Annotated in this window: 13 protein-coding genes; all 13 read right to left on the reverse strand. The window is 45.8% G+C overall.

The annotated features are described in order from the left end of the window. Window positions 1–3: 3 nt before the first annotated feature. Window positions 4–1,404: an alpha/beta hydrolase family protein gene (locus tag BMX50_RS13475; protein ID WP_091211028.1), complete on the reverse strand. Its 1,401-nt coding sequence runs from the start codon at window positions 1,402–1,404 to the stop codon at window positions 4–6. 216 nt (window positions 1,405–1,620) lie between these two features. Continuing rightward, window positions 1,621–2,751: a sialidase family protein gene (locus BMX50_RS13480; protein ID WP_091211029.1), complete on the reverse strand. Its 1,131-nt coding sequence runs from the start codon at window positions 2,749–2,751 to the stop codon at window positions 1,621–1,623. Window positions 2,752–2,758: 7 nt separating this feature from the next. Further along, window positions 2,759–3,484, reverse strand: coding sequence for a DUF3826 domain-containing protein (locus BMX50_RS13485; RefSeq protein WP_244280967.1), 726 nt, complete (start codon window positions 3,482–3,484; stop codon window positions 2,759–2,761). Window positions 3,485–3,496: 12 nt separating this feature from the next. Next, window positions 3,497–6,253: an alpha-L-rhamnosidase gene (locus BMX50_RS13490; RefSeq protein WP_091211030.1), complete on the reverse strand. Its 2,757-nt coding sequence runs from the start codon at window positions 6,251–6,253 to the stop codon at window positions 3,497–3,499. Between the two features lie 3 nt (window positions 6,254–6,256). Next, the gene (locus BMX50_RS13495; RefSeq protein WP_091211031.1) at window positions 6,257–9,043 is read right to left on the reverse strand and encodes a glycoside hydrolase family 2 protein; all 2,787 of its coding nucleotides are present in this window, start codon (window positions 9,041–9,043) and stop codon (window positions 6,257–6,259) included. Between the two features lie 8 nt (window positions 9,044–9,051). Further along, window positions 9,052–10,479, reverse strand: a complete 1,428-nt coding sequence (locus tag BMX50_RS13500) for a sialate O-acetylesterase (protein ID WP_244280968.1) — start codon at window positions 10,477–10,479, stop codon at window positions 9,052–9,054. A gap of 29 nt (window positions 10,480–10,508) precedes the next feature. Continuing rightward, a complete protein-coding gene (locus BMX50_RS13505) occupies window positions 10,509–12,344 on the reverse strand; it encodes a sialidase/neuraminidase family protein (protein ID WP_091211033.1) in 1,836 nt (611 codons plus the stop codon). Beyond that, window positions 12,337–13,287 carry a glycoside hydrolase family 43 protein gene (locus BMX50_RS13510; protein WP_244280969.1) on the reverse strand — a complete coding sequence of 317 codons (951 nt, stop codon included), beginning with the start codon at window positions 13,285–13,287 and terminating at the stop codon, window positions 12,337–12,339. Before BMX50_RS13510 ends, BMX50_RS13505 begins: the two co-directional genes overlap by 8 nt. After that, on the reverse strand, window positions 13,288–14,673 hold the full coding sequence (locus BMX50_RS13515; RefSeq protein ID WP_091211035.1) for a glycoside hydrolase family 140 protein: 1,386 nt from the start codon (window positions 14,671–14,673) through the stop codon (window positions 13,288–13,290). Between the two features lie 327 nt (window positions 14,674–15,000). Next, window positions 15,001–18,099 carry a DUF6298 domain-containing protein gene (locus BMX50_RS13520; RefSeq protein ID WP_143065174.1) on the reverse strand — a complete coding sequence of 1,033 codons (3,099 nt, stop codon included), beginning with the start codon at window positions 18,097–18,099 and terminating at the stop codon, window positions 15,001–15,003. 263 nt (window positions 18,100–18,362) lie between these two features. Next, window positions 18,363–20,024 (reverse strand): polysaccharide lyase, encoded by a 1,662-nt coding sequence (locus BMX50_RS13525; RefSeq protein ID WP_091211037.1) that lies wholly within the window; start codon window positions 20,022–20,024, stop codon window positions 18,363–18,365. A 64-nt stretch (window positions 20,025–20,088) separates the two neighbouring features. After that, window positions 20,089–21,897, reverse strand: a complete 1,809-nt coding sequence (locus BMX50_RS13530) for a RagB/SusD family nutrient uptake outer membrane protein (RefSeq protein ID WP_091211038.1) — start codon at window positions 21,895–21,897, stop codon at window positions 20,089–20,091. A gap of 12 nt (window positions 21,898–21,909) precedes the next feature. After that, on the reverse strand, window positions 21,910–25,095 hold the full coding sequence (locus BMX50_RS13535; protein ID WP_091211039.1) for a SusC/RagA family TonB-linked outer membrane protein: 3,186 nt from the start codon (window positions 25,093–25,095) through the stop codon (window positions 21,910–21,912). Window positions 25,096–25,110 lie beyond the last annotated feature (15 nt).

A 25,110-nucleotide genomic window follows, 5' to 3' on the forward strand; every position in this document is an offset into this window, starting at 1 on the left:
AACTTATTTTTTTGTTGCCTGCGCAAATACTTTCTCTAATTGTTCAAAGCCCTTTATGGCATTGGCCGGGAGCTTTTCGCCTTTGTCACCAAACACATACATAGCGGGTTCTTTTTCGATGGTTACCTTTTCATCATCGAAACCGCCCTTATTGTCTTTTATCTTATTAATATCGAGATGAAAATTCTTGGCGATAAAGAGGTACAATGCCGCCCGTTTTGAAGAACCGAAATCATGCCCTTCGTTAGGTAAATGCACATTCTCTACTTTATCGGCAGCATCGTAATAGCCATACATTTTTTGGAGATAAGGAAAATCATGCTCCGGCATGTTGGCTGTCCAGTCCTGCCCGTCGGAGATCAGTAGTTGAGGCCGGGGTGCGGCCATGGCAGCCAGTTCTACATTATCTGTTCCGTTGCCGCATTGATGGATAGGCATGCCACTTTCGCAAGGGCATCCCCCATAAAAGTAAGATGACACCGACACCACGGGGGCGCTGAGTTTGATCCGGTCATCCATGGCAGTCATTAAAACGGTATGACTTCCGCCACCCGAGCCGCCGCTAATACCAACGCGTTCCGGGTCGGTTTCTTTAAGTGAAAGCACATAATCCAGGATCCGGATAGCGCCAAGTGCCTGAATGGTTTGCGCCAGGCTTCGGCGATGATCTTCATCCTTAAATTGCAACAAGGACTCACCCCAGGCAAAAAGGTCATAACTGTAAGCCATTGCCCCCATCCGCGCCAGCGAGGCACAACGGATCTGGCAATCGGCCCGGTAACGCTGGTGTTCCCAGTGCCCGTCAGGGCTTAAGATCACCGGAATCTTCCCTTTTATTTTAGATGGTTTATATAGTGAACCGTTAATGTACAAACCTGGCAAAATTTCAATAGCGATATTCTCAACCGTGTAACCGTCATAAGTCCGTTTAGGGGTGATGATTGGTTTAGAGGCAGGTTTGGCAGGCAGCGGTGATAGCTCCAAGGCTTTGTAAAGCTCAGGCTTTAGTATAGTCTTGCGTTGTTCCCAGGTATCACGATCGTGATATTGGGCGGCAATCCTGTCAAGCTCCTTCCAGCCATCGCTTATCGACCAGCGGAAGTATTCATATTCTTTGAGTTTATACCTGCCGGAGGCTTCTTTGTTTACTTTAAGATCGAGCGGGGTAAGGATGTTGGTCAGCGTGGTATCTACATTTGGCCTGAAACGCCATTGCGCATAGTTAACCCATCTACCCTCAACTTGGGCAGCCGTGTATTTGATCTTTACGTGGTATTTGTCCTGCACCTCATCAAGTACCTCCTTCAGGGTTTTCCTGTACATAGCATCGGTAGTTTGCTGCGCACGGGCGGCAAAACTCACAGCTGTAAAGTAGGTTATCAGTATGTAAATCAGTTTTTTCATTGTTTTATTTGTTGTAGAGACGCATCACATGCATCTCCCGCGAGCAAGTTCATTGTAAAGCCGCTTGTCCTAAAGGAGACGCATGTGATGCGTCTCTACATTTAAACAAAAAGAAAGCGTCATTGCGAGGTACGAAGCAATCCCCGATTAGCAAATCCGCCCTGTACAGTTTGGGATTGCTTCGTACCTCGCAATGACGGTTGGATATAAATTTAATTACAAATCCTTAGTCTCCCCAGTTGGCACCGGCGGCGTATACCCCTCCACCTTCGGCCAAACACCATCCTTTATTTCTTTCATCTCCAGTTTTGAAGGATCAATAACCACATGTTTTATCTTTTGCCTGCGCCAGGTGTAAACCACATGCACCATCCCGTCCGAAGTTTGAATAACCGATGGATAAGAATATTGACTGATAGGCGAATCCTCCAAAATCAAAGCCGCATACCACGTAATACCATCTTTGGATACAGCCACGTTCAACGGCGTACGTGCGCCCTTGGCCAAATTTCCAGGTGGCAAAACATGATTATAAACCAATAACTGGCGACCGTCTTTCAAAGTCACCGCATCGGTACCCGAGTTATTATTGGGCAATAAAGTTTTCTCCAAAGCAGACCATGTTTGCCCGCCATCTTTAGACCAGGTGCTTAATATCGCCCTGTTCTGACTGCGGCAAAGCGCCTGCAGCCTGCCATCTTTATAAGTTAAAATACTTGGCTGTATCGCTTTCATCTCTTTACCATCGCCGATAGGGCCTATCATTGTCCAGTTTTTACCGAAATCTTTAGTAGCTTCAAAATGTACCTGCCATGCTTTGCCTTCAGTACTTACAGGGCTAAGCAGGGTGCCATTTTTCAACAACACCGGCTTGTTTTTGATAGGTCCTAAAAAACCTTCAGGCAAAGCTTTTTGCTCCGACCAGCTAATACCGCCGTCTTTAGATGTTTTTACAAAACCTTTCCATTTTGCCGGACTCGGGCCTATTTTATAATAAAGCTGCAATTCGCCTTTAGGCACCTGGTACAGTACCGGGTTCCAGCAGGCATAGCGTAAAGTATCGTTTTGTATGCCGTTGGCGACATTAACCCCTTCTGTCCATTTACCACCAACAAATCGGCTTACCCAGATGCATACATCAGGGTTGCGCTCTTTAGTACCGCCAAACCATGAGGCTACAAGTCCGGTTGGTGTTTCGGCGATGGTAGCGGCGTGACACTCGGGGTACGGCGCTTTATCGTATATAAATTCGTCTTTCACAATGCCTTTACGCCATGGATTTTGAGCAAAGACATTGGTTATTAATAGACAAGCTACTACACCGGTAAGTAAAATCCTTTTTAACATCGTAATATTATTTTTGAGTAGCAGCCTTATCCTTTGCAGCCTTATCAGCGGCTTTTTTTGCGATGATGGCTTTGGTATAATCGCCGTATAGTTTGTGCCAGTTACGGCCGTTACTGTTGAGGTATTGCTCGTTTTTGGTTTTGTAGATTTCAAAAATGGCCGATACCTGTTTGATGTTTTTAAAATCGACAGCCTGTTCGCGGGCCAGCTTCAGGTTAGCAAGAATTGCAGCTTCTTCAACGGGAGTCAGATCGGGGATGATGGATTTGTAACCGGCTAACGTAAAAGCCACTTTGCCGATGGTGTATTTATCCAATACAGTTTCAACCTGATCTTCGGTTAAATCTGCATGTAAACCGGTCATCAGGTTTTCGTGTACCGATTTTGGCAGCGAAGAGTTAATGATGATCTGCCTGTCCATGGTGCTCAAAGCTTTGCCCGTAGCCGGATCAATACCTGCCGGAACTGATTCATACGAATGGTTGTTGTTCCAATCGCGGATGGCTTTGAGGTGGGTTGCTATCACATTTTTTACGCGGGTAGCTTTTGCCGTATCAGTAAGGGATAGTGAGGTTACCCAGTCAGTAGCTTTTTTATCAACTTCCGCATCGACTTTGGCCTGAGCCTCGGGGGATGGGGCCGATTTAGTTGCCTGTTGTTCCTGGGCTTTCAACGTGCCTGACAGCGATAGTAAGGCTATCAGCATAGCACCCGCCATGTTTAGTTTTTTCATATCAATGTTGCTTTAATATTTTACTTCAAAATCATAATCACCAGAGCAAATGCTGAGCACCGCTCTCCCATTCTCCATTTTCACCGGTTTGATATCTTTTATTGCTGATATTTTCTTCCCGCCCTCGGTTACTTCATCCATGTTTTTTGCCGGTACATAAACCAGTGCCGAACTATTTGGCGGTATAGTAACATGCCAGTTAAAACTGTCCTTAGTCCTGGTGTAATTGCTTTTCACAGGGCCATAAGCCGTTTGGTAAGAAGCATTAATGTTATCCAACCCGTTGATAATTGCGGGTTGCATAATCAATTGCTTAAAACCGGCGTTAACCGTTTTTATCCCGGCCACGTCTTGGTAAAACCAGGCAATCAGATCGCCCAGCAGCATGATGTGATTGCGGGAGTTCATAGCCGGATTGGCGGTATCGCCGTTCCATAATTCCCAGATGGTGGTGGCACCCCGGTTAGCCATATAACCCCAGCTTGGGTAAGTTGTATTGGAGGCTATTTTCCAGGCCAGGTCGGGGCGACCAAATTCAGTAAGGCCACGCATCAGCCATTGGGTACCGATAACGCCCGTGCTGATATGATCATGTGCCTCGTTGATCTTAGCGACTATGTTTTTAAATACAGCTCGTGTATTGGCGGCCGGCGTGATCCCGAAATACAATGGCAACAGGTTGGCGGTAACTGTATTATTGCTGTATTTCGATGTGACTTTATCAAAGTATTTATCGTTAAATGCTTTGCCTACATTTTGTTGCATGGCGGCAAAAACCCGTACATCAGCCGGTTTGTGCAGCATGACAGCGAACTTTTGCATCAAACCCGAAAGGTGATAATAGTAAGCTGTCGCGATCAGTTGTCCATCAGTATTAAGCGAAGAATCTTTAGCGTGGATCAGCTCCGGCGATTCGGGGGGCACGCACCAGTCGCCATATTTATCTTTGGTGACGATGTTATTTTTCATGTATTTGACACGCATGTAGTCCATCCATTTTTTCATAGATGTATAATGCTTTTCGATAGGAGTCTTATCAGCAAACTGGCGGTAAAGCATATCGGCCACCAGGATATACGTACCGGGCCAGGTCATGTTATCGCTGTAATAATTCCAATAAGCGGGGGCAACATCCGGGATAGAACCGTCGGTTTTTTGCGATTGCGCGATATCGTCCAGCCATTTGGCGTAGAAGTTACCATTGGCAAACACAAAACTTTCACCCAACGAACCTACCGCTCTATCACCCAGCCATGGCATCCGTTCGTTACGCTGAGGGCAGTCGACCGGCATACCTTTATAATTGCTCAGGATCCCCCAATAAGCATTATGATAAATCTTGTTGACGATATCGTTGGATGTTTCAAAATGGCCAATGGTTGGCAAGGCATCATAAACCACCTGTCCCTCAAAATCTGCTAATTCAGGCTTGCCGGGATAGCCGCTGATCTCCACATACCGGAAACCGTGGTATACAAATACCGGGTGCCAGATCTCTTCTGCCCCGCCTTTCAGCGTATATACATCGGTTACCTTGGCATCGCGCAGGTTGGCTATATAAAGTTCATTGTTGGCCTGCAAAGTCTCGGCATAACGAAGGGTTACTTTATCTCCCCGGTTTCCTTTCACATGCATTTGGATCCAGCCCGCCATATTTTGCCCCAGATCCAAAATCCACGTATCTTTTTTAAGTAGACTGATGCTGATGGGTTTGATGGTATCCATTATCCTGATGGGCTCGTTCATCTGCGCATCAAGCTTGCCGCCTGGTGCTTGTACTAATTCGGCTTTAAGCCAGTTGCTATCGTCAAAACCAGGCTTGTTCCATCCCGGAAACTCTTTGGCAGCATCGTATTCTTCGCCATCATACTCATTATTGGTACGGATAGGGCCATCTGCTGTAAAATGCCAGTTGTTATCGCTAATGATGATTTGCTTTGTTCCGTCAGTATACTCAACCTCCAGTTGCAGCAGCATTTTTGGAAAGCCAAATTCCTTGATCTTTTTGGGCTTGTACTTTGGCCGCATGGTAAAATACCGGCCGTTACCCAACACCGTTCCGATGGCATTACCACCTTGCTTGAGGTAACCGGTAACATCAAAAGTGTTGTATTTAACTGATTGGGTATAGTCGGTAGGCGGACCGGCCAAAACCTGGTCGCCAATCATTTGACCGTTCACATATAACTCGTAATGTCCAAGACCAACGATATAAGCCGTAGCTTTTTTAATACCCGGCTTCAAATCAAACTGGCGACGATAGTATCGCGCCGAAAGACGGGAAAACTTCGATACACTATCCCAGGCAAAACCATGGTCGCAGCCTATCCATTTGGCTTTCCAGTCTGTTGGGTTTAAAAGACCTACGCTCCATGCCGCGGATTTGCTCCAGGTTGTTGTGCCATTGTTAGTCCACACCCTAACTTTCCAGTAACATGCTGCACGGCTGCCCAGTGGCTTGCCCGCGTAGTTGATCATAATGGATTCAGTAGAATTTACTTTATGCGAATCCCACAGATCACCCTGCCCTGCTGTTAACTTTTCGGGAGTTGACGCTACGAGGATTTGATAGGCTACCTGGTTTGTATTCCGGGCATCGCTGGAGATCTGCCAACTTAGCCGAGGCTTTATTGTGCCGATACCTAAAGGATTGCTCAGCATTTCGCATTTCAGGTTTTGTAAACCGATGCGGGCATCCGCATAGCAATTGCCCGAGCAGTTTAAAATAAAACCCGCTAACAAAATGAGATATGTGAACAGCCTCTTCATCCTTTATTTGCCCGAAAAATCGAAATACAGGTTTAGCGTCAGTGCGTCTTCTATATTCCTGTCGTAATTAAAATATTGGTTCTTTTGGCCGCCGGGCCCCAGTTTTTCAGGCTTTTGCGATTTGGTACCTATCGGGGTTATGCCGTGCATAAACGAGATATCGCCCGAAGGAAAAGCCGGGGCCGTGTTGTACACATTTTTAGGATTAGCCGGGGTAAACAACCTCATAAACACATCCCGGCTATTACAAACAATGGTTACCGGTTGCCCGGTGGTTTGCAGTTTCATCCAATACAGGTTGGAGTAATAACCCTTAAACTCGGGGTAAACAACCTTGCCCTGCCCGGTTATGGTATTGTTGTAAGTTTTGTCCCACACACCAAGTGAAGTACCTTTCATCCGGTTTTTCCATACCCGGTAAGGACCATCGCCCATGTAAGTAACGCCTTTGATCTCTTTTTCGGGGAAAGAGAAATTGACACCCATCAAGGTCGCTTCCTCGCCAATAGGCCAGTATTTAACATCAAGCTGTACCCAGCCCGATGGATAGATCGTCCACTTTAATAAAGGCTCCGATTTTTTGGGTGGGAATACCGCTTCCACAACCAAGTTATCGCCCTCATAACGGTAAGTAAGCTTTTGAAAACCTGTTTGATCCTGCCCTTCTACTAATATTGGCCCGTTGTTAAAAGGAATATTCCCTTTTGCATTTTTCACACTAACCAATATGCCCGAATTACGGTTAAACGCCAGTTCGATCCCGTTGCCGGTTTTTACGTTGTACAGCGAATCTGTTTCGGTAATTGCTGCTTTGCTTCCGCCTGTTTTGGAAATGATCCGGTTAGTGATCTGATCATGATTGCTTACTTGGAAACTCCAGGTAAACAGCTCATGTTTGTTTATGTCAAATGCCGATACATACAATACATCGAAATTTTGCCAGTCTTTTGGTAGCTGCAACTGCAGGTTTCCGTACTGCCCCGGCGCAACATCCGGCGAAGCAATAGTGCCGGCTTTAGTTTTTGAACCGGCACCATTGAGCGTAGCCAGTTTATAGCTGAAAGTGCACTGTTTGAGATTAGTGTATGAGAACCTGTTCTCTAAACGCAGTGTACCGTTAAATGCAGAAGTTATTTCACGCGGTTCGAGATATACCGGGCTCCAGATTTCTTTGATTGCATAATAGCTGCCTTCTTTTTCATGATAGGGGCCGATGATGCCGTCGGGGCCATGGTCGCCATCGCTGTCCAATTCTCCGTTTTTGTCGGTGCGAACCACAGCTTCATCTGCAAAATCCCAGATAAAACCACCCGCCGAAATCGGGGTGTGCCACATCTGTTTCCAGAAATCATCCAGTCCGGCACCGCCACCACCATCATATAAACCGTGTAAAAACTCGGTTGGGAAAAATATGTCATGCCCGTTGATGCCGGTATTGGTACCGTAATCGTAGTTAATGTAGTGCTGTGTATTTGTCCCCCGGAAGATGCCCCATGGGTGGATGAGCGGGCGTTTTTGAATGTCGAGCTCATCAAACCAATGATCGAGGTTAAAGTTGAAGCCGCCCTCGTTGCCGTTATCCCAGATCACAATGGATGGGTGATTGATGTCTTTTTCGATCAGTTCCTTAGTTAGCTTTGAGCCTACCACATCATCATAAGCATGATGCCAGCCGGTGAGTTCGTCCAACACAAAAAGACCTAATGAGTCGCATACATCCAGGAAATGATTATCGGGCGGGTAATGCGACATGCGCACCGCGTTCATGTTCATATCTTTCATCAGCTGCACATCTTCAATACTGATCTTTTTATTTAGCGCCCTGCCTGTTGCCGGCCAAAACGAATGACGGTTTACGCCTTTAAATTTGATCTTTGCATTGTTTACATAAATACCATCATGCTCCCTTAATTCAACCGTACGGAAACCGATGCGCTGTTTTACCGTGTGAACAGCTTTACCATTCTCATTCAACGTAAACACCACATGATAAAGGTTAGGAAACTCCGGCGACCATAATTTAGGCGAAGCAATATGCGTACTGATATTAGCAAGGCTATCCCCGGCATTAATCTTCACAGAAAACGGGGTGCCAAACTTTTGTCCAGCCAGCGTATACACCTGCCCTGTTACCGAGCCGGCCTTTACAGATGCCAGCCTGAGTTGCGCTTTTAAATTACCATTGGCTTTGGCATCAACCGCATAATAACTGATATGAGATTTAGGCAACGCCTCCAAAAATACCGGCCTGAAAATCCCGCCGAATACCCAGAAGTCCCCCTTACGTTCGGCTGCGTTTACTGATGCATTGGCCGAATGTTTGGATACCGTTACCTCCAACAGGTTTGATTTACCATAGTTAAGTAAAGCGCTAACATCATACTTAAAACGGTAAAATGCCCCCTGGTGAATTGGCCCGGCCGATTTACCGTTTAACTTCACCTCGGTATCGGTCATGGAGCCATCAAAAACAATATTGATAGCTTTGCCCTGCCATGATGCCGGTACATTAAACTCATATTTATAAAGCCCTTGTTCCTTACCCTTTAAACTATCCTTTGCAAGCCCGTAATTGTATTTGCCAAAGCCCTGAAATTCCCAGTTTGATGGCACCGGGATGGTTGTCCATTTGCCTGAATTATTACCCGCTGTACAGAAGAATTGCCAGTTTGCGGTATGGTCGCTCCCTGTACCCGACAGGAACAGCTTTTGTGTTTCCTGGGTGCGAGCTGTTAACCCGCTTATCACAAACAGTAAAACAATCCATATTTTAAAACAGGCAGATCTCATCAGTATATTCAGTTAGCAGTTAAGGTAAATTTCAAAGGGTTATCTGTGCGGAAGGGCGCAGCGGGCAAGCCATCCTTGTTATAAAAATTGGGCTGTGCGGTTTCTGACCAGGCAAAACGCGCGGCTACTGGTTTGGCAACCGATGCGGCAGATACTTCAACCGTATTGCCTTTTATTGTAGCATCGGCGTTAACAAAGTTTCCATCAGCACCGGCAATGGTAAAATCAGTAAGTGGTTTGCCGTCATGGCTTACCAATCCGGCACCTGCGTGATCAAACTCAAGGATGATCTTGTTGCCGCTTATTTTCATGCTTTTATACACCGGGCCCGAAAAAACTATCGGTTGCTTGTAGGTATTTGCCAAGGCCTGTAGTTCTAAACGCCGGCCTATCTCCCATTTAAATGGCGGATGGATATTTTTAAGATCATCGTTCAGATCAGTAGTGATGATCATGCCCGTATAGGGGATCTGCAGGGCAGCGGCTTGGGCCTCGCGCAATTCCGGCTCGGTGAATGGAGTATAGGTTACCGGGCCTTTTCCCTGGGTATAGTAATAAGGCGCTATCTGCACGTAATAAAATGGCAGTGTTTTATCGCCCCAAAGCTTACGCCAGTTATTGATCAGCGCTTCCATTTTGTAGGTATAGCTGATGGTTTCACCTAAAAAGCAGGCGCTTTCGCCCTGGTACCATAAAAAGCCCTTCAACGCAAACGGTGCTACCGGCTCAATCATTTTGGCATAAAACTTACCGGGATCACCGTCAATCTTAATATTGTTTGCCTTGAAATACGGAATAGCATCAAAACCCTCCTGCGATACCCAGGGCTCGATCCGGCTTCCGCTTACTGCCGATGAAATAATACCCACCGGGACTTTCAGGTCATGCTGCAGGTTTTTAGCGAAGAAATACCCCGCAGCCGAAAAAGCCCTCAAAGCCGAATCTTCAGCAACACTCCATCCCGAATGGGTAGAATCGGGCTTTAACAGATTTTTTTGAGTAGCCAAAAAAATCCTGATCTGCGGGTTATGTGCACGTTCAAGCTCATCAACCGGCGAGTTTGCCGTGCTGGTATCTGGCTTTTTCACTTTGCTGTTCTTGCGCATTTCGTACTGCATGTTAGATTGACCAGAACAGAGCCACACCTCTCCTACCAAAATATTTTCCAGCTTGATCGTGTTGGTACCAGATATCGTTAATGTTGACGGTTTGGCGGAAGCCGGCATCGGATCCAACTTTACCATCCATTTGCCCGATGCATCCGCCGTAGTTGTTTTTGTTTGTTTAGCAAACTTTACCGTCACCTTTTCGCCGGGCGATGCGGTGCCCCAAACGGGTACGGGAGAATTGCGCTGCAATACAATATTGTTGCCCAATATTTTAGGCAAAACCACCTGTGCCCCGGCAATTCCGGAGCTCAGCAGGCAGATAGTCAACCAACAATATTTTATGAGGCGCAGCATTATTAGTAATTACTTGTTTTAAATGATTTGATATAGAAAACGGCTTGCTTTGCGGCTTCCCCGGCGTTTGGCCGGTCGAAATCCTGATCCGTAGGTGTATCTGCATCCGGGAACCTTCTGATATCCCCGGTACGGAATACCACCCTGTTTACGCTCAGCACCGGGGCAAAAAACAACCCGGTAAGCACATCCTTGCCGTTTACATTCACAGTGTAAAAGCGGGTATCGGTATTCAGCTTGATCACTATATGATACTGGATACCTGCCTCGTACTTCATAAAGTTTTTGTTGCGATACCCGGCTTTGGTCCTGAATTGCCCTGCCGAATCAAGCGTAAGCCTGATAGCGGCTGTACCTTTTTCGTCCTGAAATTCGATATCCAGCATACCGGTGTTGTTTTGTCCGGCTGTGATGGTGAAATCGGTCATTATTTTTTTTGAAACAGGTACAACACGCTCAGCTTTGGCAAAATCAAATGGGTCGTTGTCTTTTAGGGTTAAAGCGCGTTCGCCGTTGGAATCTTTATCGATACCTGCGGGTGCCCATTGCGGGCTGTAGGTGTTCCATTTCTCCAGTTCTTTACCGGCAGGCAGTTGATTAAAAACCTCGTTAGCATGCGCATCCGCTTTTTCGGTGACCGGTACCGGGATCGATGATACCCAGATATCCTCCTTATTCATGCTGTAGGTTACCCAAAGTTTACCATCGGGCGGTATACCGTTCCCTTCTTCGATACCGCGTGTATATTGCGGCCCGTACGATTTATAAGCCCCGCCATAACGCATGGTCGTGATCTCGCCATTAACTAAAAGCAGGTTGGTATAATCCAATCCATCTTTACTTACTGACAAAGCCAGCGGCCAGCGGAACTCCGAAGGGTTGTACACCGTAGCATATTTACCGTCGGATGTGCGCTGCCCCCAGATCTTGGCATTGGCAGTTACAAAACGTGGTGCACGGGCTGCGTTTGCAGGCCATGTCTTGCCGTTATCGGTACTGATGGCGGTAAGCGCGTATTTCCATAAACCAACCACGCGACCATCGGGCAGGTGATAAAAGTTGAATGCTTTGTAATCCTTATGCAGCGGGATCAAGGGATCTTTCCTGTCGGTTTCCTCAACCCATTGCATCATCATCAGCGGATTGGCCATCAGTTCATCACAAGCCTGTACAAAACCTTTATCCTTACTTGTTTTATAAAAAGGATATGAGGTATTCTTTTCGTTCCATTTTGGGTTATAGTGGATGAAGTAGACCGGCCCGAATTTGCCGTTTGGTAAAACTTCACGTACCACGCGACCAATGCCCAAGCCATCATTCGGGTCATCATGACCATCTAAACAAATACCATAAAAACCCAATACCAATAAGCGTTTTGATTTGGAAGTGTAAAAACCCATCCGCTGGTGCATCACCGAATACAGGTCTTTCGCCACGCCGGGATGCCCCTCTTTAGTAGTACCATCGGGTATTTTATATTGAGGAAAAACCACGGTAGGTTTTGACCATACTTCTCCATCTTTTGAATTCATGAGCAGGGTTTGGCCTGGTGGCACGCTTTCGCCCACTTTATCGCTCAGGTACTCAACATAAAATGTATTGTTCCAGTAAACCAGCATGGGCGCATGGTTGTAGGTAAAACCAAAGCCATCGGCCAGTTCAGGGTGTTCACGGTTAGCCCTGAAGATCTGCTCGCTGTGCACACCGATTACCGGGGTTAATTGCCCGTGATGATAATCGACATTGGCAACCGTATTGCCGCTGTAATGCACGGTATCCTGTGCATGGGCGCTATAGGCCATCGATATAAAAAACAATATGCTGATGAACTTATTCATGTTTAGCTCCTTCGATTTGCCCGGCTGCCTTTAAAAGCTGCGCAAGCTGTTTCTTAGTGACTTTAAATATGGTACCGTGCTTATGCCCTACGGGTACACTCACGCTATCGGCCAGGTCTGTAAAAGTTTTAAAGTCGGTTGTGCGCATAGCGCCATATCTTTTTAAGCGGTACGAATCATAATAGATGAGCCAGTTATCGCCTGCTTTGGTCATGCTCGGGCCTTCGCTATAGGGTTCGGTAAACCTTGGCGTATAGTTACTGTAAGGGCCTAAAGGATTGTTGCTGAAGGCCACAAGGATATTGCGGTTTGGCCGGGTGTTATCCTTCATTACCAGCACGTAATCATTTTTGGCCCGCTTCACAATCTCAGCATCAATCACACTAAAACCCGGATCAAGGAAAAGCTTTGAGGGACTGAAAGTTTTAAAATCTTTAGTAGTAGTGTAGTACAGGCGATGGTTATTGTTCTCATCTTCCTGCCCCTTCGGAAAACGAAAAGGTACAGTAGAAGCCCAAACGATGATAAAATAGTTATTTTCATCATCATAAAATAACTCCGGTGCCCAGGCATTCACCGCGGTAGGCTCGTTAGCCATTACTTCAATATGCTCTTCGGCCGACCAATGGATCAGGTCTTTTGAACTGGCATAACCAATGCCTTTATCGTTTTTCCAGCCGGTTGTCCATACCAAATGATACGTACCATCAGGTCCCTGAGCAATGGATGGGTCGCGCATTATCTTTGCATCGCCAACTTCGGGTTTAATGAAAATGTGGTCGATAGCATTCCAGTGATAAGCATCATTGCTATACAAAAAGCGCAACCCCTCATTTGCCGGTTCATGAAACGACGTAAAAAGGTACACGCTTTTGCTGACCCTGCATGAAAACATCAACGCAATAGCTAATAATAGGGTGATATGTTTAATTGTCCTTTTCACTTATATCGCGTCAATAATGAGCACCCAGTCGTTACCGTTTGATACTTTACCGGGTGGTTTAAATTTGATTGTTTTAGCTTTCGCGAAGGTTCCGATAGCGGTAGTTTGCCCGTTGCGCGGGTTATACCAGGATGCTTTTAGTTTTGAACCCTCCAGTTTATCGGCATTAATATTGATCTGCACACCGGTATAGGTATATACAAACGCGTAGTTTTTGCCTCGGGTGGCGATCAGCCTGTTATATTTCTCGCCATTGTTACCTGCAATTAATGATTGGTCAGGTACACGATCCAAATACGGGCGTGATAGCATCAGTTTTTTCAAATAAACCATCTGTTTTGCACCCGGATCGTTAACCGAATTGTACCAGTAGCCTTTTGAGCCGTAAGCACTGCCTTTATCTGTTGGCTTGTGCATTTGCATTACGTCGTTATCGCCATAAGTATATCCGCAGGCACCTGCAAAAACCGACCAGTATCCATATCGCCTTACGTCGGCGGCAGTCCAGCGGGGCAATTTAATGTTGTGCAGGCCGTGAGGGATTTTTTCGTAAGATGGCTCGGCATCAAGTGTTGGTTTTATGGGAGATAGGTTGTAATCCGTTTGCACATAGCGCCAATTGTCTTCGCCATACTTTAAGTCTTTCTTCGAGGTGTCCTGCGCATAGGTGCGATGGCCCGACTGAAAGCAATTAAAATCTAACCAGCTTTCATTATGAAACCATTTTGATGATTGTGTACGGCCGCGGGGATGATAGGTAATGAGGTGTGTTCCGTCCACATCGTGCAGCGTATTACCTATAGCATTCCAGGTTTTTAACGAATCTGAACCGGCTATATCACCGCCATTCATCCAGATCACATTCGGACGGTCGCGGTATCTTTTCGCTAAAAATTCGGCGTATGCTTTCGCTTTTTCCGCACCGATATGGCTTTCTTTTACTACCGATCCCCAAACGGGTACCAGTGCAACGTATAATCCTTTTTCAGCGGCTTTGGTAATGATCCAGTCGATATGATCCCAATAATCATACTCGTTTCCTTCACCAAAAGTATTGCCAGGGGTTGTTTTAGGTTGAGCGATATTCTTATTGCTCAAGGCCGAGTCACCATAAGCATTGGTTTCTTTAATACTATGCACCACCATCACCTGGATCACGTTGAAACCCTGTTTACTGCGGATATCGAGGTATTGCTCGGCTTCTTCCCTTTTCAATTTAGAGAACAGCAGCCAGCCGGTATCGCCAAGCCAAAAAAATGGCTTATCACCGGCCATGAAATAGCGATGGTTGTTGGATATGCTTAAATGGGGCATGGTTGTTTCATTGCTTTTAAATGCAAAAAACAAACAGGCAATGGCAATTAGTATGGTAGATTTTTTAAGCATAATTATAATAACTAATTCCTCTTTAATTTAGAAGCGTGGATTCCTAAAACTACAGCATTGCTGTATATCTACTCACCCCGACTTCGCTGCGCTTGTCACCCCTCTCTACGCAAGCGTAAAGAGGGGATTTGATCCTTATTTTTTCTTTACCCTCTTTCCGCCAAAGGCGAAGAGAGGGTGGTCCAGCGTAGCGTAGACCGGGTGAGTCAACTCTGCGACATGCTTTGCAGGCTCAAGCGTCCACGCTTACATTCCACATATTTTACAGGAGCGTGGACGCTCCGATTAAGCCAACACTCAAGCGTGGACGCTTGACCATGCGCGGCATCAATTACGGCTCAACCACAAAATAGCGGCCCCGCTTCCCTGTCCTTTAATTTCCGTATTAACTGCACCTTTTACCGTTTCTGTACCGGGTAAAAGCTCACCCGTTTTAGGGTCTATCCATTGTGCTTTGTAGCTGATACCAGTTGATAGATCAAGGTGGATCCCACCGCCGTTGCTGTAAACTATGTATCCTTTTGATGAAGCCAGCCCCCATTGATCTTTAGGCGAGCCAGGCAGATCAGTTGGTTTCATGCTGCTTGCATCTGCCAGGAAAGCTTTATTGGTGTTAGCTGGCAGCACAGGTAATGAACCACCGGCTATGAATACCGCCCAGCCAAAATGGTCATAATCATCGGCAGAAAACAGTACTGCTTTATCCGGGTATTTGGTGCGATATTCGTGTACCGCACGGTAAACCTGTTCAAATGACGCTGCCTTTGGTTTAAAGATGCGTGCTTGCTGGCGCGGAGCCAGACTTTGGCCACCGATTGGTTCATAAGCCGTTCCGTTGGCCTGGTAATACCAGTAACGGATATCGATGACGTTAATCACCGAAGCCGTTGCAGGGTTAGCAAGAATAGCATCCTGCACATCCTTGGTGGCACTCAAACCTATGATCTGTTTCTTTTTATGGGTGGTTTCCCACTGTTTAATAGTTTCAACCCAAAACTTCATAAAGTGCAGCGGACCGGTAAATTCTGCCCCTATCTGCTGGATCACCCCGGTATTACCGGCGAAGTTGTCCATACATTTATTGATGTAGGCAATATGCAGCTTGCGCCTTGCCGGGTCGGTTTCGTCATAAAACTGCTCGGCCATAAACTGGCGCTTATCGCCGGCGTAAGGTACAGGCTCGGGGAAACCCGTGCCGTTGATATTGTTTGCCGTGCGCCACGGAAAATCGGTGTAATGCGCACCTGCTTCAATAATGTTATGCTGAAAATAGTTTTGGTGGACCAGAACCAGGCCTTTCTGATCGGCCAGATCGGCAAACTGTTTCAGGCGGTTCCAGTACCAGGTGTTGTATTTGGTCAAATCGTATTTGCTCAATCCATCGTAGGCCAGTTCCTTACCGCTGCGGGCGAATGGCAGCTCGTAAAATGGTGCCCAAACATCGCCATCCATCCTGCGAATACGCTCGTGATCATCACGGCGGCGATCATACCATAAACCGTAATTATGCTCAAATACCACGATATTATCTTTTCGCATCCAATCGGTAACTGAATTTAAATCGTCAGTTAAACCGGTACCTGTTTGACCGGGTACCCAGCGGGAGATGGCCGGTTTGGCTTCCTTTTCTGTATAATCGGGATGTACGGTGCCGCTCCACCATGGGGTTTCAAAATGCCTGCCTGTTAATACCACATTGCCACGGGTTAACCAACCGTTGGTAACGGCCATCTTTGGAGCTAATGCAGCAGTTGTAGTATTTTTATATCCTATTTCGTCAATATTTTTAGCATTTGCAGATGAAGTATTAATCGAATTTCTTTTAGATGCTTGATCTATCCAGTTGCTGATAGTTACTGCCGGTTTACGTGCAGCGGCCATTAACTCTGCTGCCTGCTCAACTGTCGGGCTGCTTGAAGGTTCAGTAGCCGGATATAAGATATCGGCTTGTTTGCTTACATCTTTATCTAATCGGTTAGCCAGTTGCGCATAGTAAAAACTTCTTGGGCTTATGGTGCTGTTGGGTGTGCTCCAATAGCCATCGCCTGCAAATTGCGCCCATGTACCAAAAGCCCAGTTTTGAGCAGTTGGCGGCTGGTAATTATCAACCCGCGCTGCGGTACAATTCCAAAACATACTGTTGGCAGCGCTCCATCCGGCACCCTGCCCGTCCTGTCCGCGATTCATATAGCTTAGTGGCTGACCATCTATGTTTGCGATATCAAATAAAACACCTGAGGCCCAGCTATCAATGCCGCCACTAAAACCCAGCGAACCTACCGACATACATTGCACAAAGGCATTTGGCCCCGGTGCGCAATAACCAGTGGCAAAATCATGAAAGCCCTGCTCAGAATATAAACGCTGAAAAAGATTTTGTCCGCCCATAGTAAGGAATGTATTACGGCGTTGCCCCCCTATTTCCGAAACCGGCGCAAGCGATTTACAATCCTCAACTGTAACGCGGTTTCCGGTAGTACCAACAAATACCGCCGAACCTGCAAAATGCTCAAATGTTATCTGGCGTACCCAGGCATCACTCACATTTTCTATGGTGATTGCCATCCAGCGATGGGCTTCATCTTTGGCATTAGCAGTGTTATATGCAGATTGTAGTTTTAAGTTTTCGACACCTACCTGGGCAATTCTTCCAGGCCATTGGTAGGTTGCTATTAAGCCACCGCCATAAGTGGTATCCAAAGCGGTAGTTAAAGGCGCGTCAAGGGTTATCTTATTGCCATCTATCGATATTACTTTGCGATCCCAGTAAATGTCGCGTTCTCCGGGTTTCCAGGCTAAGGCGGTTAGGTCGCCGCCAAAATGATCAGTTTTGATGGTACTGATCCATACCTGCGTACTTGGGCGATGGATAAAAACCAGATCACCGGTTTTAATATTTGCGCCATCTGCAATATGCAGCGTATTGGCATTTACCGGTACATAAGCATCGGTAATTTTAATTTCTTTGGATGTTTGCCGGTCATTTTTTCCGGTTACATGTATAAAAGTCTCTCTGTCTGTTCCTGCAGCGAATAATATGGTGCCATTAGCAGCCATCCCGCTTCCTCGTAAAACCACGCCCGAAGCATTAATTTTAAGGCTACCGTTTACCTGGTATGTGCCTTTGTCAAGCAATACCGCTCCGCGAAAACCATCTTTGTCGGCAGGTAAACCAGCCACATAATCTAAAGCAGCCTGGATCCTCAATGTTGCGTCACCTGCTTTTACTGGCACTACAACTTTTACGGGCACAAATGGGATAGGCTTTTCGGATGCCATATATCCGCAATATGAATAATCAGGAATGCGGTCGCCATTGGGGGCTACCGCGTAAGTCAGTTTGCCGTTTTTATCGGCGGCAACAGGCGGTTGTGGTTTAGGGGCTTTTTTCTTATCCTGTGCAAATAAGGGGGAATGCATAAGCATCCCCCCAGTCATTAAACCAACCCAAATATAAATCCTTGTAAACCTCAATTCCCGCATTATAGCAGTTGTTTAAAAATCTATTTTTTTCATTGCCGTTGGTTTTAACCAACGGTTATAGAAGCCAAAAAATCCGGGCTTCAGCCAAATTATGTAAGTGGCATTTGGGCTAAAGCCCTTTGTTTCCATTTATTATTCCGTTGGTTAAAACCAACGGCAATGATTTTTATAAACGATACAAATGACTTCAAGCTTCTAATATTTCTTTATTTTAAAGTAGCCAGTTTCTTTTCGCCTTTAGCGGCTACTGTATTTAAATATACTTCGATATTGGTATAACCGCCGCCATTTTTTGCAGGTAGCGCCGAGTCTTTACCATCTTTAGGGTTAAGGCCGTGAGCCAGTTCCCAATCGTCAGGCAAACCGTCATTGTCCGAATCTTTGTAAGGCGTGCCTTTATATTCAGGATAGCCGCCAACCTGCCATGGAGCAGTGATGATACCCAGTTTGTATGAGTCTTTAGGTAATTTACGCACTTTAAACTGGTACGCAGTATCGGTTTCCATGTCTTTGTAAGTGATTTTACCGGTACGTACCTGCTCGGTGATGCGAACGTCAACCGGGTCGCGTTTCGGCAATGTTGCACCGGCGTTTGCCACAACAAATTTGAAAGCATCTTTTGCCGATAGGATCGTCATTGAAGGCATCGGGAACGGAACATCTGATTTCATATAATCCTTGTACTGGCCGGCATCAGGTAATTCTTTACCACCCGGGCCTTCAACCTGGATACCACCGTTCCAAGCATCTTTGGTTACTTCAGGATAGCCTTCCATGATGTTACCTGATGCATAAACACGACCGAATACTTTTTCTTTCAACTTGCTCCTGCCCGATTCCGGTTTCAGGATGCGGTGACCCACCGGTTCATCTTTTGGTGTAACCGGACCTGGTTTAAAGTAGTTATTGATCACATTGTAATTGGTAGTATAATCGCCGCCATCCATTGAACGGTGGTGCCAGTTAAATACCACGTTATTTACAAAGTTGTATACACCATTCCAACCAACTGATGGGTTACGGCCGGTGTTATCTGCCCAAAGGTTACGCATCAATGAGCTGTTTTCGCCGCCGGTAGTTGAACCGAAAGCGTGGTTCCAGTAATCCAATGATTCGGAGTAGATACAGTTTTGGATGGTGATATTCACAGTACCCAGTTTCTCTTCTTTTGAGCCATCGCCCGGATCAAACATGTGACGGTACATCGAAAAGTTTTCGTCCAGGCCCCAGCTTGCAGATACGTGATCGGCAATAATGTTACCAACAGGATTACCGCCCAAAGCATCATCCCTGCGACCAACATTGGTTTCGCCACGGCGGAAACGCATGTAGCGGATCACAACGTCATGCGTGTTAACCCAAAATGATTCGCCGGCAACGCAAACACCATCGCCCGGTGCTGTTTGTCCTTCAATGGAAATATACGGAGCCCTTACAATGATCGGCGTTTTGATCCGGATGATACCAGAAACATTGAATACTACGATACGGGCACCGCCTTTTTCGCAGGCTTCGCGTAGTGTACCCGGGCCATTATCAGCCAAACTGGTAACTACATATACCTTACCACCACGACCACCAAAAGTAAATTTACCTCCGCCTTCTGCACCAGGGAATGCCGGGATCTTAGCCTGCGGCAAATCTGTTGGGCGCGCAGCCCATGGTACGTATACTTTGCCACGCCTTTGATCGGCCTGGATAATCGGCAGGGCAACAGCCCATGCCGAATCTGAACGACGGGTAGCCTCTTTCATCAAAGCTTCACTCTCTGCTTTAACCTTTTCCGGCACTTCAGGGTATTGGGCAAAAGCCGGTTTAGCTAAACCCAATGCCGCTGCTACTAAAAATAAAGCTGTGTGTTTTTTCATATTCTATATTGGTAATTTTCTTTCTGTTGATTGGTTAGCAGGTACCCATCGTTCAATTAATTTATTATTGAAGCGGATCAAACGGCCCACCCCAGGTGTTGTTTTGCTGTAAATTGACATTGTTTAACAATGCAGCCGCAGGGATGCCGAAAAAGTAATCGCCCGCCTGAACTGCGATATTGTATGAATCCAGCGTTTTGGTTTTAACGGTGAACGATGCACTGTACAGTGCATCCAATGACGCAGCTGCAGAAGCATCCCTTGTGCCGGTGATATAATCTTTAGCGCTTGCATTATTGTTAAGCGTAACGGTGAGGCCTGTTCTTTTTGAGCCGTTTAATGTGCTTTCAAGCAGTTTACGGCGGCGAAGGTCCCAATAGCGTTTACCTTCAAAAGCAAACTCAATTTTGCGCTCATTCATGATAGCCGTGATCATCTGATCGGGGCTCATGCCTGCATCTAAACCGTACTGGTTATCGGCACCGGCCTCAATCCCGGCACGTTTCCTGATAGCTGCAATATTGGTATAGCCTGTAGTAACATTACCCAATGCAGCAGCACATTCGGCCTGGTTTAATAACACCTCTGCATAGCGGATCTCCATCCAATCGGTACCAACATAAGGCGCGTTTGCTACGCTAACATTTGGGTCGATAGCTTTACGCAGATAAAACCCGGAGTTGGTTGCTGATGCCGGCTCAGTAGTTTTAACACCCGAGCCGTCTGCCTTGTTGTAGTAGAAGTAAGTCCACAGGCGGTACGAGGTGTTACCGTTTATAGGCCAGTTACAACCGTTATAGGCAATAGTTTTGTTAAACCTTGGGTCGCGATTGTCAAAAAACTTAGAATCGTCATAAGCATATTTTGTTGATGCGCCAGGTGCTTTACCATCAAGCATAGGGTATGATTTTACAATATCCCAGGTAGGCTGGTTTGAACCGCCCTTAGTACCTAAATAAGCGGGACGGGTTGCATTGTCATAAGTGTTGTTGTTTTGGTTTTGATCGGTTGTTGATGTGTTATAACCAGTAACCAAAATAGCTTCCGGGTTACTGCTGCTTTCGGTAAACCACATGTTATCATATGAAGGATTTAAACCGTAATTATTGGCAGTAAGTATCTGCATTGCCTTATCATTGGCATCAGCAGCAGTTTGCCAGCGGGCGGCATCGTTGCTGGGATTAAACTGAGGACTTGCATAGGTTAACAATACCCTACCTTTAAAAGCAGCAGCGGCAGCTGACGAAATACGGCCATAGTCACTTCCGCTCCATTTAGCAGGCAAATATTTTATACAGCTGTCCAAATCGCTTACAATTTGTTTAAAGCACTCTGAAGTTTTGTTACGAGGCAGTAAAGCCGCGTTCTTGGCGTCCTGGCCTATAGCATCTAACGGCTTTAATACCAGCGGAACCCCGCCATACAACCTTACTAAATCAAAATACCTGAAAGCCCGCCAAAAATAAGCCTGCGCTTTATACCTGTTTTTTGTTCCTGCCGGTAAAGTACTGGCATCAAGGTCCTGCAGGGTTTGATTGATATTACGGATCCGCCCGTAATTATTGCTGATGTTTACTGATGTACCGATATCACCAACAGTTTCGATAGTAACTGTTCCTTTTACGTAGGCGTTATCGCTGTAAAATTCGTCGCATTTATCGCCGCCGCCGCCAATAGCGCCGCCGGTGTCGCCAAACCAACCGGGTTGGTTAGCTGTGTACAGGTAATTGATATTTAAGATAGCTACCGTTGAGTCATTAAATACCTGGCTGGGGGTGCTATGGGTAAGATCCTCTTTATCGAGCACCTTTTTACAGTTCGTAAACAGGGCTGATACGATCAAAGCTGCAAATATGGTTTTAAATAATTTCATGTCTTTCAAAGTTTAGAAGCCTAAGTTTAAACCAAAAGATACTGTACGTAAGTTGGGATACACCCCAAATGGTGATGAAATATCACGATAATGATCAGGGAACGGGTTTACAAAGTTGATAGGGTTTGTAGCTACCACATAGGCCCTGATGCTTGACATGCCCAGCCTTTTGGTTAAACCGGCAGGCAAGGTGTAACTTAAGTTAGCGCTGGAGATATTCCAGGTGAACGGACTAACAAACCAGAAATCACTTGTAACGCTTACGTCATCTGAGTAATACGGATCGGGATATTTAGCATTTGTGTTAGTTGGCGTCCAGTGATCGGCCCAAAAAACCGGCCTGTTCTGATTAGCTGTGGCCTGTTTAATAGCTGCGCTCTCAATTGATTGCGTACCACCCCAACTCATGCCCATTACCACATTTAAACTCAAAGTTTTATATGCGCCGCCAAAGTTTAAACCAAGATTGTAGTGGTTTGATGCTTTATGGCCTAAATAAAACTGATCGTTAATATCGTTTTGTTTGATGATACCGTCGCCGTTTTTATCAACATAGTTGATCATGCCCGGAGCAGGTGTATAACCGAAGATCTTAACATTTTGAGCACCGCCTGCCGCTGCAGCCCTCTGGGCTATGATCGCATCGGCATCTGCTTGTGTACGGATAATACCAAGCGATTTGTAACCCAGTGTACCGGGATCGCCTGATTTACCTGTAAGGTCCTGAATAGTACCAACCTGGGCTGCAGCTATATCATACTTGATGTATTTATTATCGCTCCATGAAAAGAACGGGCTGAAACTATAGCTAAAATTTGATCCGATCTTATCTTTCCAGCTTGCAGAGATCTCATAACCGAAAGTATTGATAATACCATAGTTTTCGGCAGATGGTGCTGCACCGATAGTTACCGGAACAGAAGTATTTAATGAAGCAAGCATGTCATAACGGTGCTCCCAGAAATAATCTGCAGAAATTGATAAGCGATTATTCAGGAAAGCAGCATCCAGACCGTAGTTTGTTTTTAAGTCATGGTCCCAGGTTAAATTAGCATTAGGAATGGCGATATTTAACAACGCACCAAGGCCCCTGTCGCCATTGCCACCGAAAACCGCCCCGCCTTTATTACCGGTACCAAACTGGTAGTTAACTGCATATAGATATGATGGCGTGTTATCAGAGCCCAACAAACCAACCGAACCCCTGAATTTCAACATATCCACAAAGCTCACTGATTTAAAGAAGTTCTCTTTTGAAACTACCCAACCTGCCGAAGCCGAAGGGAAATATCCCCATTGATGGCCCGGTGCAAAGTTGGTATTGGCATCGGCCCTCATGGCCAGTTCAACCAGGTATTTATCAGCATAAGCATAATTCACCCTGCCTGCAACAGCCTTACGACCGTATTCTTTTACCAGCGTGGCCTGGTTTGATGACTGATCGCCTGTAGTAAAGGTTTGGTTATCTTTTCCGCCTACAATCACACCGTCGGCTTCTGCTGCCACACCTTCGCTGTATGATTCATACTGCTCATACAATGCAAGGGCCGTAATTTCATGCGCACCAAACCGTTTGTGGTAGCTAAGGTTGGCGTTAAACTGGTAGTTATCGGCCAATGACGGTGTAAGACGAACCTTATCACCATTTTTTATAGCTTTTACACTTACCACAGTTCCTCCCGGAATGTGATTATTGTCGCCTTCACCCGAATATTGGTTATAATAGAATGTTGAGCCATATTGCTTGTTAAAAGCATTATTAATGTTACGGTTATAGCTTACATTGGCAGTTAAGCCGCTAATGCCCGGAATTTCGTAACTCAAATTGGCTAAACCATTAAATACAGTATTATTGTTACCTGTGTAGTTGTTAGAATTTTGAACGGCAAAGAAGTTAAGGTTATCGTTATTGCTGGTTCCTAAATATACAGGGTGCCCGTCGATAAAATATTTTTGCCATGGTGGTGCCTGGTTAAGCGACAGAAAGTCGTTGTCCGGGCTTTCGGTGGTGCTTGAAAGCTTGTACCAGTAAATTTTGCTTTTGGCAAGGTCTTCGCTCAATGACAATGACAATTTTAAACCTTTTGCCACCTTTGCATCAACACTGGCCCTAAAGCCGAAACGGTTGGTATTTACCCCTTTAAAGTTTGAGTTTTGGTTTACATAGTTTGCACCTGCAAAATAAGTAACCTTATCATTACCACCTGTTATGCTAAGCGCATTCCTGCTCGTTACCGCCGGCTTAAATGCCTGCTCCAGGAAATTTTGATTATTGTTTTTAAAGTACTCAAGCTCATCAGGCGTATAATATTTTAAGTCTTTATTGCTTAAATCGCCGTTGATGTAACCTTCGGGAGTAATAGTATGGTTATATCGTGTTTGCTCAATATCATTAAGATAAGTAGCCATTTGAACGCCCGACATCATTTTAGGCAATTGAATGGCATCAGCAACACCTACTGATGAACTGAAACTCACCTTTGGCCCACCTGCCTGGCCACGTTTAGTTGTTACAACGATAACACCGTTTGCACCTAAAATACCATAAATGGCTGCGGCAGCATCTTTCAATATCGAAATGTTTTCCACCTCGCTTTGGTCAAGCAGGTTAAAATCGGCTTCGGTACGTTGTACACCGTCAATGACATATAATGGTGTTGTACTACCGCCATTCTTTGCCAGGAAAACAGGGTTACGGATAGTGATGGTTCCGCTTTGGCCTGGCCTTGCAATACCACCGGTAACACTTACCGCAGCATTGGTACCGCGAAGCGCAGCGGCAAGGTTAGTTGTAGGTATATCCTGGATAGTTTTCATATCCACCGCGGCAACCGCACCTGTTAAGTGAACTTTCTTTTGTGTGCCGTAACCTACCACCACAACCTCATCAAGGGCATTTTGTGATGGTAACATTTTGAAATCGGCATTCATTTCGCCAATTTTCAGCGTTTTTTCCTGGTAGTTGTATCCAAGAAATTTAGCACCAACTACAATGGATTGCAGGTTAGTAGCTTTAATAGAGTATTTACCATCGGCATTGGTAATAGTACCTGTGTTGCTGCCTTTTACCTGTATGGCAACTCCCGGCAAAGGGGCACCTTTTTCGTCCACAACGGAACCCGTTATGTTACGATCCTGGGCTTTTAGCGCACTGCCCAAACACAGCAACACCGAAAGTAAGAGGAAAAGTTTTCTCATAAACTTGATAATTTA

The sequence above is a fragment of the Mucilaginibacter gossypiicola genome, from assembly GCF_900110105.1.
GTDB classification, from domain to species: Bacteria; Bacteroidota; Bacteroidia; order Sphingobacteriales; family Sphingobacteriaceae; genus Mucilaginibacter; species Mucilaginibacter gossypiicola.